The organism is Lysobacter sp. A286 (genome assembly GCF_054052105.1).
Genome location: NZ_JBSVRJ010000001.1, coordinates 1,386,731 through 1,399,536 on the forward strand (window position 1 = coordinate 1,386,731; position 12,806 = coordinate 1,399,536).

At 64.5% G+C, this 12,806-nt stretch carries 12 protein-coding genes and 1 tRNA gene; 6 read left to right on the forward strand and 7 right to left on the reverse strand.

Features of this window, described 5'->3' with window-relative positions; all coding sequences use genetic code 11:
• Positions 1-5 precede the first annotated feature (5 nt).
• Positions 6-1,169 (reverse strand): efflux RND transporter periplasmic adaptor subunit, encoded by a 1,164-nt coding sequence (locus tag ACW7G0_RS06360; protein WP_456988394.1) that lies wholly within the window; start codon positions 1,167-1,169, stop codon positions 6-8.
• A gap of 286 nt (positions 1,170-1,455) precedes the next feature.
• Here ACW7G0_RS06360 and ACW7G0_RS06365 point away from each other — a divergent pair, with 286 nt between their 5' ends.
• The gene (locus ACW7G0_RS06365) at positions 1,456-1,803 is read left to right on the forward strand and encodes a c-type cytochrome (protein WP_456962948.1); all 348 of its coding nucleotides are present in this window, start codon (positions 1,456-1,458) and stop codon (positions 1,801-1,803) included.
• A gap of 8 nt (positions 1,804-1,811) precedes the next feature.
• Positions 1,812-2,255 (forward strand): c-type cytochrome, encoded by a 444-nt coding sequence (locus ACW7G0_RS06370; protein ID WP_456988396.1) that lies wholly within the window; start codon positions 1,812-1,814, stop codon positions 2,253-2,255.
• A gap of 82 nt (positions 2,256-2,337) precedes the next feature.
• Here ACW7G0_RS06370 and ACW7G0_RS06375 read toward each other — a convergent pair whose 3' ends face one another.
• Complete coding sequence (locus ACW7G0_RS06375) at positions 2,338-4,047, reverse strand: hypothetical protein (RefSeq protein WP_456988398.1); 1,710 nt, start codon at positions 4,045-4,047, stop codon at positions 2,338-2,340.
• A gap of 49 nt (positions 4,048-4,096) precedes the next feature.
• Positions 4,097-4,693 carry an NfuA family Fe-S biogenesis protein gene (locus ACW7G0_RS06380; protein WP_456988400.1) on the reverse strand — a complete coding sequence of 199 codons (597 nt, stop codon included), beginning with the start codon at positions 4,691-4,693 and terminating at the stop codon, positions 4,097-4,099.
• A gap of 56 nt (positions 4,694-4,749) precedes the next feature.
• On the opposite strand from ACW7G0_RS06380, the gene ACW7G0_RS06385 reads away from it, so the two are divergent.
• On the forward strand, positions 4,750-5,091 hold the full coding sequence (locus ACW7G0_RS06385; protein ID WP_456988402.1) for a 4a-hydroxytetrahydrobiopterin dehydratase: 342 nt from the start codon (positions 4,750-4,752) through the stop codon (positions 5,089-5,091).
• 5 nt (positions 5,092-5,096) lie between these two features.
• Positions 5,097-5,564 carry an energy transducer TonB gene (locus ACW7G0_RS06390; RefSeq protein ID WP_456988404.1) on the forward strand — a complete coding sequence of 156 codons (468 nt, stop codon included), beginning with the start codon at positions 5,097-5,099 and terminating at the stop codon, positions 5,562-5,564.
• 27 nt (positions 5,565-5,591) lie between these two features.
• Here the strand turns inward: ACW7G0_RS06390 and ACW7G0_RS06395 are convergent, their stop codons facing one another.
• Positions 5,592-6,563, reverse strand: coding sequence for an RluA family pseudouridine synthase (locus ACW7G0_RS06395; RefSeq protein ID WP_456988406.1), 972 nt, complete (start codon positions 6,561-6,563; stop codon positions 5,592-5,594).
• A 474-nt stretch (positions 6,564-7,037) separates the two neighbouring features.
• Here ACW7G0_RS06395 and ACW7G0_RS06400 point away from each other — a divergent pair, with 474 nt between their 5' ends.
• Positions 7,038-10,463 carry an Rne/Rng family ribonuclease gene (locus ACW7G0_RS06400; protein WP_456988407.1) on the forward strand — a complete coding sequence of 1,142 codons (3,426 nt, stop codon included), beginning with the start codon at positions 7,038-7,040 and terminating at the stop codon, positions 10,461-10,463.
• A 61-nt stretch (positions 10,464-10,524) separates the two neighbouring features.
• Here the strand turns inward: ACW7G0_RS06400 and ACW7G0_RS06405 are convergent, their stop codons facing one another.
• The 3 genes from ACW7G0_RS06405 to ACW7G0_RS06415 form a co-directional block, all read right to left on the reverse strand.
• Entirely contained in the window at positions 10,525-11,172 is a 648-nt protein-coding gene (locus ACW7G0_RS06405; RefSeq protein ID WP_456988409.1) for a response regulator, read from the reverse strand.
• A gap of 77 nt (positions 11,173-11,249) precedes the next feature.
• Positions 11,250-11,339: transfer RNA gene (locus tag ACW7G0_RS06410), tRNA-Ser, on the reverse strand.
• A 90-nt stretch (positions 11,340-11,429) separates the two neighbouring features.
• The gene (locus tag ACW7G0_RS06415; protein WP_456961412.1) at positions 11,430-12,419 is read right to left on the reverse strand and encodes a LysR family transcriptional regulator; all 990 of its coding nucleotides are present in this window, start codon (positions 12,417-12,419) and stop codon (positions 11,430-11,432) included.
• A 170-nt stretch (positions 12,420-12,589) separates the two neighbouring features.
• Here ACW7G0_RS06415 and ACW7G0_RS06420 point away from each other — a divergent pair, with 170 nt between their 5' ends.
• Positions 12,590-12,805, forward strand: a complete 216-nt coding sequence (locus tag ACW7G0_RS06420; RefSeq protein ID WP_456988411.1) for a hypothetical protein — start codon at positions 12,590-12,592, stop codon at positions 12,803-12,805.
• The last annotated feature ends 1 nt before the right edge of the window (position 12,806 follow it).

The window sequence follows — 12,806 nt, forward strand, 5'->3', positions numbered from 1 at the left end:
CCGGCCTACTGGTCGGTCGCCGCCGTCGGCGCAGGAGCCGGCGGCTGTTGGGTCGGCGCGCTGTCGGCAACCGGCCTTTGTTCATCGGCCGGCGCGTCGACCACCGCCACGGCGCTGCCGTCACGCAACGCACTCTTGCCGGCAACCACCACGCGATCGCCCAGGCTCAGCCCGCCACGGATTTCGGCCCAGTTACCGTCCATGTAACCCAGTTGCACCGGCGTGCGTGCGACCTTGCCGTCCTTCAGCAGGAACACCGCCGGGTCGCCCTGGTCTTCCAGCAATGCGACACGGGGCACCACCAAGGCGTTGGCACGCTGGTCGTAATCGATACTGATACGACCGAACATGCCCGGCCGCAATATGCCGACGCCATCAAACCGGATAATGACCCGGAAGGTGCCGCTGCCGGCATCAACCACCGGCGAGACACGATCGACGATGCCGACGAAGCTCTTGCCCGGCAATGCGTCCACCCGCAACTGCGCCTCCTGGCCGGGCTTCAGCACCGACAGCTCCCGCTCGGGCACGTTCAGGGTGGCCTCCAGCCTGGAGGTGTCGACGATCCGCACGATCGGGGTATTGATCTGCACGAAATTGCCTGCCTTGGGCGTGACCAACGCCACCACGCCGCTGATTGGCGCCTTGACGCTGGCATACGACAGCTCCAGCTGGGCCATCTTGTTGGCGGCCTTGGCATTGGCCAGGTCGTAGCGGATCTGGTCATAGTCGGATGCGGCAATCAATTGCTCGGCCGCGAGCGTCTTCGCCCGTTCGAACTGGTTCTGCAGCTTGCCCAGCTGCGCGGCGGCCTGTGCCAGCTGCAGTCGCGCCCGGTCCGAATCCAGGCGCACCAGGACCTGGCCCGCCTGGACGTGCTCGCCTTCGGCGACCAGCACGTCCAGGGCGACACCGGAGGTCTTGGCAACGACCTGGGATTCGGTGGGCGCCTCCAACGGCGCGGTCCCCGTGTAGCTGGCGGCCATCGGTCGTTGGGTGACAGCAGCGACCTCCACCGGCACCGCTTCGACGACTTTTTCGCTGCCTGCCTTGTCGGCACCCGGGTCTGGCTTGCCACCGGAGCAGGCCGCCAGCAGCAACAAACAGGGCAGTGCCAACGCAGCAACGCGCAGGCCGCTACCGGTGGGTGGAAAAATAGGCTGGCGCATCAAGTGACCCCAAGGAATGTGTGTGTGCATGTGACGCTTCGACCGCATGTCGGTGTTGTAGCTATGTATATCAGTATAGCTGGCCGGATCCTATCCCCCGAAGGTCACGCCGACATGTCCGGCGATACCCGGCAGCGAAGGAACCCGGTTGCCAATGGGCATGCCTTCATGGAACGATGAACGCGAGCTATACTTTGTAGATTATGCGCGAGCACCGTGGATACGCGTAACTCCACCTGCCCCGCTAAACACCTATCCAGCCACAGAGATTGCGGACTACAACATGATGCGACCGCTGACTATTGCCGCCTGCCTGGCGCTCACCCTCCTCGCCGCCCCGGCGATGGCCCAGGATCCCGCCACTGCCGGGACCAACGACTCGTCCAGCGCTGCCGAGCGTGGCTTCCTGTTGACCTACACCTGCCAAGGTTGTCACGGGATCGATGGCTACAAGAACGCCTATCCGAATTACCACGTGCCAAAGCTCGGCGGCCAGTCCGCGGTTTACCTGAGCAATGCATTGCACGCCTATCGGGACGGCACGCGCAGCCATCCCACGATGCAGGCCCAGGCCCGGGGTTTCTCGGACCAGGACATTGCCGATATCACCGCATTCCTTTCCAACTTGAAGTGAGAGAACAGATGTCAACGACGATCCGCGGCAATTTCGCCATCGCACCTGTTCTGCTCGCCACGATGCTGGCCCTGTCGGCATGTTCATCAGACGCTCCCGCCGATGGCGAACATGCCGCACTGAGCTCATCCTCGGCCGGCTTGCCCAACGGCAGCATCGCCGCGGGCGAGCAACAGGCCAAGGTCAAGGGTGCGGCAACCGGCCAATCGTGCATCGATTGCCACGGAGCGGAAGGCAACGCACCGATCGACCCGACGTATCCGATCATTGGTGGACAATACGCGGACTACATTGCCCACTCGTTGCAAGGCTATCGCGACGGCAGCCGCGAGCATGTATTGATGTCGTCCCAGGCCCAGGACCTGACCGATCAGCAGATCGCCAACTTGAGCGCGTATTTTGGATCGCGGGACAGCAAGTTGGTCAACATGGCTGGATCCCACGACAAGTAGCCAACCTGCCGCTTCCCACCAGGAAACCGTCACCAGTAAAAAGGCCCGCTTGACGCGGGCTTTTTTATTGCTACCAGGCCCGTCAGTCGCCGGCCGGAACGCTGCCGTTATCGTCCTGCAACTCCGGCTTGAATGGGATATCCGGTGATGGCCGCGCCGTCGCAGGCTGGTCGGCCAGGTTGGGGTCGCTGATGCCGCATGCTCCGCCAAGCGCCAACAGCACGGTATGGCAGACGATGTGCTTGCTGGTACCGGGGATCGGGATGCGGATCGTACTAACGCTCTTGCGGACCCACTCTTCCAGCAGCGTTTCGGTCGGACGCCAGTACTGATCAAAGGCGGTTGGCTCGTAATCGGTTGGCGCGCGCTTGAGCCAGGTACCGTTGCGGTCGAGGTTGACGATCTCATCGGTGACCGTGCCCGGGGGCTTGCCCGGCGATGCCGAGCCAGGCGTTTCTGCCAGCTTCGCGCTGCCATCACTGTTGTACAAACCGTCCGCTTGGCCCAGTTGCTGGCCCGGACGCTCTTGCGCATCTGCGCCCCAGTCGTCGCCACGCTTCGGATCGGGCCAACCGCCGGGGGTGGGTGTCGGCTTTGGACCCGCATTGGAGCTGACGCCGGGTTGATCGGCGGCACCAGGGGGCTTGATCGCCGGCAAGAGTGGTTGTGCCGCCGTCGCAGCCGGCTCAGCAGACTGGCTGACGGTCGGCATTGCAGTAGTCGACGGCGTGGGTGACACGGCAGGGGCCGCCGTGACGGCGGGAATCTCCCGTGCCTGCAATGCGGGGGCCTGGAGTTCGCTTGGCGGGGCGACCAGCGCGGGTCGCACCACGGTTGACGGTGACGACCGGGGCGGCGGGATGCTCGGTACCGGCACGCTTGGCAGTGGCCTGCTTGGTAGGGCAATGGGGATCTCGCGCACGACCACTTCGGCAGGACGCTGCTCCAGAACCGGCGGTGCCGACGGCGATGCTTCAATGACCGACACGGTCGGGCGCGGCGCAACCGGCACCTCCGCCACTTCGACGGCGGGTATCGACATCTGCAGTTCGGGCACTATCAGTTCCGGTGCATCCAGGCGCTGGGCGGTCGGCGGCAATACGAAGTCGCTGACCTCGCCGATCGGCTCGCTGACCGTCAGTGGCTGGTTGGCCTCTGTTGCCGCCATTTCCGCGACTTCCTGCACCTCAGCCGGTGCCGGCGGCGGAGCCGGGATGACCGCAGGCGGTTCCGGGGTCGGCGGCTCGAGCGCTTCCGGCGGTGGCGCCGCACTGGTCGTCGGCGCGTCAGGGACATCGTCAACCGGCGTCGGTGGTACGGGGGTGCTCTGCTGCTGTTCGGGTTCCGAGGCCGGTCCACCGCCCACCTGCTCAGGGGTTCCCGTTCCGACATACTCGATCTGCACCACCATCTCTTCGCCCTTGGGTGGAGGATGGGACGGATTGACGGATTGCTGGTAGATCAGCCAGACCAGTATTGCCGCCAGCAACACGTGCCAGCCAACCGAAGCAACTGTGGCGAACCAGCGAAGCCCACGCTCGTCACGTTGGGCGGGCTCCCACTGCTGGCGACCCAGCGCCGTGAGCGCCTGCCATCGGCTCAGTGGTGCCGACGCACGCGGCGGCGCCTTCAAGGGACGCTCGGCCATTGTCGCCGCGATCGACCGGGCGCTGGCGCCAGTCACCGCGCCGGCGCGCGGCGACATCGATGCAAACCATTGCTGCCAGCCGGGCGGGAACTCGCCCGGCGGCATGCGCCGATGCGGTGCAATCAGCTTCAGGCGAAGCTGCAATGCGTGGATCCATGCGTCGACCGAGACCGTCAACGATGCATCGCCAGGCTCAGGCGCCGCTTTCGCGGGCGATATACGGCGCCGCGCCAGTTTCGTGGTCGGTCGCGTCGCGCACCGCGGTTACCCCCGGGACTTTTTCCAGCAGGGTTTTCTCGATGCCGTTCTTCAGCGTCATGTCCGCCATCCCGCACCCGTGGCAACCACCGCCGAAGCGCAGCACCACGACCCCTTCGGCCGTTACCTCCGACACTGAAACACTGCCCCGGTGCTGGGCAAGCTGCGGATTGATCTCGTTCTCCACCAGGTAGAGCACGCGCTCCACCAGTGAGGCCGACTCGCCTGGCGCCACGCCCTTGATCTTGGGCGCGCGGATCTGCAGTTGACCACCCGTCGCCTGGTTCTCGTAGTCGATCTCCGCCCCATCCAGGACCTCCACGCTGGCTGCCTCCAGCCACAACGTGAAGCCTTGGCAATCGATCGCCCACTCGTCGCCTTGCAGGTCGCCCGGCTGGGTGAACTCCAGCCGCACGTCAGCGCGCGGCGTGCCGGGATCGACCGCCGACAGACGCACGCCAAGTTCAGGCAGCGCCTCTCGTTCGATCAATTTACGGAAATGGGTCTGGGCGGATTCTGATATCTGGATCATGCCGCTATTCTAACGGTCTATACGCTATACAACCGTTAGCGAGCCAAGGAGCCCTGATGAACGACATGATCCCCCTCGCCCACGCCCATTGCGCGCCCCGTCGCGGCAGTGAACACAAGCTCGGCGATGTGCGGGTGCGCGAACTGCTGATCGAAGTTCCGGGCTGGGAACTGGCCGAAAATGGCCGTGCCCTGTGCAAGACGTTCCGGTTCAAGGACTACTACCGGACGATGGCATTCGTGAACGCCTTGGCCTTCATTGCCCATCGCGAGGACCACCACCCGGACCTGAGTGTCCATTACGACCGCTGCGTCGTGCGTTACTCGACCCACGATGTTGGCGGACTCAGCGAAAATGACTTCATCTGCGCGGCCAAAACGCAGGCACTCACGGAGTGAATTCCATGTCACCGATGCCCATGCCACCCATCCCCGCAACCCAGGCCCCTGCAATCACGACCCCACGCCGCTCCATTGCCGTGCTCATTGCAGCAACCTTGTCATTGGCACTGCTGACCGCTTGCAGCCCCGACACCACCGTCCAGATACCGAAGGTCATGCCGACCCAGCCGCTGGCCGTCGACACCCCACCGCCGACCTATCCGCCGGAGCTGGCGTGCGCCGACGTGGGCGGCGAGGTGGGCCTTATCATGCAAATCACCGCCGATGGACGCATCAGTGATGTCCGGGTCGAGAACGGCAGTGGCCATGCTGCGCTGGACGAAGCGGCCGTCGCGGCGGTCAAGGCCTGGCGTTTCGAGCCGGCCACCAGCCGCGGCGAACCGGTGGAATCCGACTTGCGCGTGCCGGTGACGTTCACCCCGCCAACGATGCGGCCGCAGATGTGCTTCCAGCTGGATGAGCAACGCTGACCCCCAGGCACTGGACCGAACCGCAAATCACGCCAGTCGGTCCAGGACCTCGAGCAGCTCCGGTGCCAGTGGCGCATTGAGGGTATAAGGCGTCTTGCCGTCGTCCAGCGCGAATTCCAGTGTGGAGGCATGCAGGAACAGACGCTTCAAGCCGGCCTGGTCACGCAAGCGCTTGTTGATCACCGGGTCGCCGTATTTGTCATCACCGGCCACCGCATGGCCAATGTGCCGGGCGTGCGCACGGATCTGGTGGGTACGCCCGGTCTCGATCCGGACCTCGCAATAGGACTGCCCGCCGCGCCGCTCCAGCACCTGGAAGTGGCTCAGTGACGCCTTGCCTGCGCGATTGACCTGGACATGGCGCTCTCCCCCTTGGCGCAATCCAACGTGCAACGGTGCATCCACGGTCATTACCCCGTCCGGCATGCGTCCGCTCAACAACGCCAGGTAGCGCTTGCGGATCCCGCCCGCGCCGCCACTGCTTTCGCGCATCAAGGCCTGCATCTCGGTCAGCGCCGAGCGCTTCTTGGCAATCACCAGGATTCCGGAGGTATCCCGGTCAAGGCGGTGGACCAACTCCAGGGTGTGGCCCGGCCGCAAGGCCCGCAAGGTCTCGATCGCACCGAAACTGATCCCGCTGCCACCGTGACTGGCAACCCCCGACGGTTTGTTCAACGCCAGCAGCCGGGCGTCCTCGTAGACAATGGCTGCATCCAGCGCATTCATGAATCCCTGCGGCGGGGCCGGCTTCTCGCCCACCTCGTTGATGCGAACCGGCGGAATGCGGATCTTGTCGCCGCCTTCCAGCTTGCGTTCCGCCTTCGCCCTGCCCCCATTCACACGCACCTGGCCGGAGCGGACCAACTTGTAAACCAGCGACCTGGGTGCCCCTTTCAAGATGCCCAGCAAAAAGTTGTCCAGGCGTTGGCCGTCGCGGTCTTCGGGCACTGCGATCGTACGCGCGCCGGCATGGTTTTCAGTGCTTTCTGAATGGGTCATTCGCTATGGCTTATCTGATACACTCGCGACGCGAGATAAGGTTTTGATTTCGCAGGGAGTTGCCCCTGTCATCCGAGTGGTGGCATGGGTCTGGGCCAAAAGTCCGACCTGCGATTCCGGTCTGCGTCTAACCCCTGCCCTTGGGGCGGCCATGTTAGCAGCGACAGTCCGGCGGAACCTCGGCTCGTCCGTTCTTGTCACATCATTATTGTCACAAGGACTGCTCGATAAACACGACCCGCGTGGCACCAGGGCATTTGCCTGACGTGCCGCCGGCCCAGCAAAATTTGAAAGCAACAAAACAAGCGCTCCCGCGGCACGCCGTGGTGTTGAAGCGCTGGAAATTGTCAGGTCACGTCAGCGCGCGCACAACGGCTTGCCGTTATGCAGGGTCCAAAGCCGCGGCGACGGGACGCAGTGTCCAGAGGCGAAACGCCAGGGCGTTCCGCGCGGTTGAGCGCGAGGAACGCAACAATGAAACGCATGCTGATCAACGCGACGCAGGCAGAAGAACTGCGGGTCGCGATTGTCGATGGCCAGAACCTGTACGACATCGATATCGAGCAACCTTCGAAAGAACAGAAAAAGTCCAACATCTACAAGGGCAAGATCACCCGCCTGGAGCCGTCGCTGGAAGCGGCGTTCGTGGAGTACGGTGGTGATCGCCACGGCTTCCTGCCGCTGAAAGAAATCTCCCGCGACTACTTCGCCGCCGGGGTCAACCCGAACAAGGCCGGCCTCAAGGAACTGCTGCGCGAAGGCCAGGAGGTCGTGGTCCAGGTCGACAAGGAAGAACGCGGCAACAAGGGCGCTGCCCTGACCACGTTCATCTCGCTGGCCGGTCGCTACATGGTGCTGATGCCCAACTCCCCGACTGCCGGCGGCGTATCGCGACGGATCGAGGGTGAGGATCGCGCCGAGCTGAAGCGCGCCATGGATGCGTTGAACATTCCCGATGACATGGGCGTGATCATCCGCACCGCAGGCGTCGGCCGTGACGCGGAAGAGCTGCAATGGGACCTGGACTACCTGCTGCAGGTCTGGAAGTCGGTGGCCGACGCGGCATTGACCAAACCGGCGCCGTTCCTGATCTATCAGGAATCGCGGTTGATCATCCGCGCCCTGCGTGACTACATGCGTCCCGACATCGGCGAGGTATTGGTCGATACGCAGGAGATGTATGACGAGGCACTTGAGTTCGTCGAACGGGTGATGCCGCACAATCTGCGCAAGCTCAGCCACTACACCGACGACGTCCCGCTGTTCAACCGGTTCCAGATCGAGTCGCAGATCGAGAACGCCTACGAGCGTGAGGTGCGGCTGCCATCCGGCGGCGCGCTGGTGATCGACCAGACCGAAGCCCTGACCGCCGTCGACGTCAACTCCGCCCGTGCGACCCGCGGCAGCGACATCGAAGAAACAGCGCTCAATACCAACCTGGAGGCGGCCGAAGAAGTCGCCCGCCAGATGCGCCTGCGTGACCTGGGTGGACTGGTGGTGATCGACTTCATCGACATGTCGTCCAACAAGCACCAGCGCGACGTCGAGAACCGTCTGCAAAACTCCCTCAAGCAGGACCGCGCACGCGTCCAGGTCGGCCGCATCTCCCGCTTCGGCTTGCTGGAGATGAGCCGCCAGCGCCTGCGTCCCAGCCTGGGGGAATCCAGCCAACTGGTCTGCCCGCGTTGCGAAGGCCATGGCCGGATGCGCAGCGTTGAGTCGCTGTCGCTATCGATCCTGCGCGTGAGCGAAGAGCACGCGATGAAAGAGAACACCGGACAGGTGCTGGTCCAGGCACCGACGGAGATCGCCAACTACCTGCTCAACGAGAAGCGGCGCGCGCTCAGCGAGATCGAGCAGCGCCATGGCGCGCCGATCGTGATCGTCGCCGACGAGCAATTGCTGACCCCGCACTACGAGGTCACCCGCCTGCGCGAAAACGAACTGGGCGAAGAAAGCAGTCGGCCGAGCTACCACCGGGGCACCCCGCGTAAGTTGCCGACCCATGCGTTGACCAAGGCCAACCTGAACGTCCCGGCAGCACCGGCCGTGACCAACGTCAAGCCGACTCAACCGGCTCCGCAACGCGAACCACGCGAGGCTGACGTCGCACCGGCTCCCGCACCGGTCGCCGCCGTGGTTGCCCCGACCCACTCGATAGGAATGGTCGAGCGGGTCATGCGCTTCTTCCGCGGCAGCCAACCGGCTACGGAGCAGGCCAAACCAGCGACGAAGCAGCAAGACAACCGCAGTCGCGGTGACCGCACCGAGCGCGGCGAGCGCAACGGGCAGCGTCGTGGTGGCAAGCAGGGCCGCGACGGTCAACGCCGCGACGAGTCCCGCCGTGGGAATGGCCAGGCACGGGACGACAGCGCGCAGAAATCGCAGGCGCAAAACGGCTCCACCCAGCCGGGTCGCAACGCCAAACCACCCAGGCAACGCCAGCCCCGCCCGCAAACCGAAGAGCAGATCGCCTCGGCCGGCCAACAAGGCGACACTGCAAATCCAGGCAGGCAGCCCCGCGCGCCGCGTGGCGAGAAGCCCTCGTCGAAGGCGGTCGATGTTGCGACGGATGTGACCAGCCCCACCAGTGACACGGGCGCGGTACTGCCTGCAGTCGCGGTCGGAATGGCAGGTGCCGAAGCCCTATCGGCGAATCGCGACGATGCGGCCACCAACCAGGGCAACCAGGTCAGCGACGCAGACCGTGCACCTGACAAGGGCAGCGTCCAGGCCGACAACGATTCCGGGCACTCCGGCAGCAATGACGATGCTGCCGGCGAAGGTACCGGACGGCGACGTCGTGGCCGTCGCGGTGGCCGCCGCCGCCGCCGCGGCGGAGCCGATGGTGCAGCCGAGGACCAATCGCTGGACACTGGCGTACTGGGTGATGAAGACACCGACACTGAAGCAGCCACCGTCGCCGTGGTCAGCCGGTCGCAGCCGGAATTCGACTTCGAGGATGAAGTCGACGGCAGCTCCAGCTCCACTGAAAAGCCGGAGAAGCCGGAGACGTCTGACAAGTCGGATAAAACCGACGAGGCGGACAAGGCCGACAAGCCAGCCCAAGCCGCTGCCCGCGAGCCAGGCAATGAGCTTTCGAAGGACGACGAATCCTCAGTGCCGGAAGACGCCACCAGCGCTACCAGCGCACGCCCGCCACGCAAGCCCAGGACGCCGCGCCAACCGCGCCCGGCCCGATCGAAATCGACGGTTGCCGCAACCGACGAGGCCGTGACCGATCGGCCTACCGTCGATTCTGCCAGCACCAGTGCTTACGATTCGGTTACCACCGACTCCCACTCATCTGGCCAGAAGCGATCCGGGTATATCGCCGGAACTCCGGTGATAGAGGTCGAAGCCAGCAACCCGGCTGAGCCGCCGTCGCCGGCAAGCGCAGCCCCGGCAGCAACGGCAACCCCAGTTGCACCAGTTGCACCAGTTGCACCAGCTGCACCGGCAGCACCGGCAGCACCGGCAGCACCGGCAGCAACGGCAGCAACGGCAGTCCTGGCAGCCCCTGCCCCGGCAGCGACGGCAGCACCCGCAGCACCGACGACGCCAGAACCGGTAGCTGTAGTCGATCCGACTCCGGCTGCCGCACCCATTGCCGAGGCCGTCATCCCGGCACCGGTGGTGGTGGACACGCCGGCGGTTCCGCAACCGGCCCCCGTCGCCGACCCTGTGGTCGTGGATACGCCAGCTGCGTCGCCCGCGGAGGTCCTGCCCGCCGCCAGCAATGGCACCACCCAGCCGATGACCGCAGGCCTGTTCGATGCCTCGCCCGCCCCGGCTCCCGCCTCCCCGGCACAAGCGGCCGCAAAGGCCGTGGCGGATGCGACGTCCGACAAGCCGGAGCGCCAGGACGCGCCTCGCCAAGAGGACGAACACAGCGCCTGACGTCGGATTACAGCGGTTGTTGTAACCAGGCGGGCCGCTCATCGAGCGGCCCGCTTTTTTGTTACAGGGCGGTAGCGGGTTCCGCTACGCCGTATTGCCCGAGCAGTCGCGCCAGAGCAATGCTGTCGGTGATCGCCAGCTTTTCAAACAAGCGGGTCTTGTGGGTGTTGACCGTTTTGGCGCTAAGGCTCAAGCGCCGCGCAATCTCCTCCTGTCGCAACCCCTGGACCAGCAACAGCGCCACTTCCAGCTCGCGTGGAGAAAGCACGTCAAAGGGTGTCGCGCTCCCCGAGAGACCGGAGAACGCCAGATGCTGCGCGATGTTGCTGGCCAGATAGCGTCTGCCCGCCGCGACCTCACGCACCGCCCGCAGCAGTTCGGTGGCATCACCGCCCTTGCCGACATAACCGAACGCACCCGCTTCAAGCAATCGGCGCGGCAGCGGCCCATCCTCCAGCACCGACACGATGATGACCCGGGTGCCGTGGTCCCCCTTGACCACGCGTTCGGTCACCTCCAGGCCACTCACGCCCGGCAGGTGGAGGTCGCAAAGCACCACGTCGGGCTTCAGCTTGCGGATCAACGGCAAGGCCAGCTCACCGCTCTCGGCGTCGCCAACCACTTCGATGTCCGTGCCTGTCGACAGGATCAAGCGCATCCCCGTGCGCACCAATGCATGGTCGTCGACGATGAATACAGTAATGGTCATCCCTTTCCCTCCCAGAACACTCCGTCACCGGAGGCTACGCGGCGGGCTGTTCAGGTGCAACCTGGGAAAGTAGCAATTGGCGGAGAGAGTGGGATTCGAACCCACGGAAGGTTTGACCCTTCGCCGGTTTTCAAGACCGGTGCCTTAAACCGCTCGGCCATCTCTCCGTATGCTGTTGCGCGCTGCTGCTGCGCGTTTGTGATCGCGTGGCTGCGATCCGGCGCGGCGCTATTCTCGCACGAGTGGGCGCGGATTCGTCACAGCCGGAACGCCTTGAGTTCGCTTTCGCTGCAGGGTTGGCCCTTGATGTCGGCGCAACCCAGGTGTGCACTGTCGACCATCGCGGGGATCTTCTCGGCGAGGAAGTCGATGAACACCCGTACCGCCGGCAACATGCCGCGGCGCGAGGCGAACACGGCGTGGAAAATACCTTGCGGCAAGCGCCACTGCGGCAGCACGACCTCTAGCTGGCCCGATCGGACCGCGTCGGCACAGACCGTCTCCGGCAGCAGGGTGATGCCAACGCCCTGGATCGCCAGCGACAACAGCATCGGCAGGTCGAACCCCATCACCCGCGGCTTGATCTCGATGCGTTGCACGTCGCCATCGGGACCATGCAGCTCCCATCGCTGGCGCGCATCGTCCTCGCTCATGCTCATGGTGACGTGTTCGGCCAATTGCTCGGGCGTCTGTGGTCGGCCCATCTTGCGCAGGTAGTCGGGACTGGCGACCAGCAGTTCCTGGATCTGGCCGAAGCTGCGCATCACCAGACTGCCGTCGTCATCGAGCTTGGTACGCACGCGCAGGGCGACGTCGATCCCCTCGTTGATCACGTCCACGCGCCGATTGCTGACTAGCAACTGCACCCGGACCTGGGGGTAACGGGCAAGAAACTCGGGCAGTAATTTCGGCATCTGCTGCTGGGCCGCGCCGACCGGTACGCTGACCCGAACCACGCCGCGCGGCTCCGCGCTCAGACGGTCGACCACTTCCCTCGCCGCTTGCGCTTCGGCCAACATTGATTGCGCATGACGATAGACCGCGTTGCCGACATCGGTGACGGCAAAGCGGCGGGTTGAGCGCTGCAGCAGGCGGACGCCCAGATCGGTCTCCAACTGGCTGATACGACGGCTCAAGCGAGACTTTGGAATGCCTATCGCACGCTCGGCGGCAGCAAAGCCGGAGTGCTCGACCACCAACGCGAAGTAGTAGAGATCGTTCAAATCATGCATGCGCGGTAATTCCACCAGCGGAACATCGACTTATATTTGATCAGCTTGGTTGCGCGCGTGCAACAACCGCCCAAGGGATGCCTTCGTCGCTCAGGCCCGATCGATGTCATCACATTGGACAGCGCAATCCGGAAATGTCTGAATGGCTCGATGTCCAAGGGAGCACGCCAACGATGAAAATTGTCATGATGATCCTGCGCCTGGCGCTCATCGTCGGTGGTACATGCGGCGCAATCATCGGGTTGTGGGCCTTTATCGACCCCGGGGCGTTCCCATCGTTGTCCGACCTGGGGGCAATCAGCCCGCCTTCGGCGCGTTGGCGTGCGGCATTCGTGTTCCTGTTTTCGCTGTTGGGCCTCGGCTTCGGGTCAGGTGTGCTGCGGCACCGGAAATTGCCCTGAC

Coding starts and splice junctions, on each gene's coding strand:
- ACW7G0_RS06360 (WP_456988394.1), bottom strand. CDS start 1,169: ATGCGCCAGCCTATTTTTCCACCCACCGGTAGCGGCCTGCGCGTTGCT.
- ACW7G0_RS06365 (WP_456962948.1), top strand. CDS start 1,456: ATGCGACCGCTGACTATTGCCGCCTGCCTGGCGCTCACCCTCCTCGCC.
- ACW7G0_RS06370 (WP_456988396.1), top strand. CDS start 1,812: ATGTCAACGACGATCCGCGGCAATTTCGCCATCGCACCTGTTCTGCTC.
- ACW7G0_RS06380 (WP_456988400.1), bottom strand. CDS start 4,693: ATGATCCAGATATCAGAATCCGCCCAGACCCATTTCCGTAAATTGATC.
- ACW7G0_RS06385 (WP_456988402.1), top strand. CDS start 4,750: ATGAACGACATGATCCCCCTCGCCCACGCCCATTGCGCGCCCCGTCGC.
- ACW7G0_RS06390 (WP_456988404.1), top strand. CDS start 5,097: ATGTCACCGATGCCCATGCCACCCATCCCCGCAACCCAGGCCCCTGCA.
- ACW7G0_RS06395 (WP_456988406.1), bottom strand. CDS start 6,563: ATGACCCATTCAGAAAGCACTGAAAACCATGCCGGCGCGCGTACGATC.
- ACW7G0_RS06400 (WP_456988407.1), top strand. CDS start 7,038: ATGAAACGCATGCTGATCAACGCGACGCAGGCAGAAGAACTGCGGGTC.
- ACW7G0_RS06405 (WP_456988409.1), bottom strand. CDS start 11,172: ATGACCATTACTGTATTCATCGTCGACGACCATGCATTGGTGCGCACG.
- ACW7G0_RS06420 (WP_456988411.1), top strand. CDS start 12,590: ATGATGATCCTGCGCCTGGCGCTCATCGTCGGTGGTACATGCGGCGCA.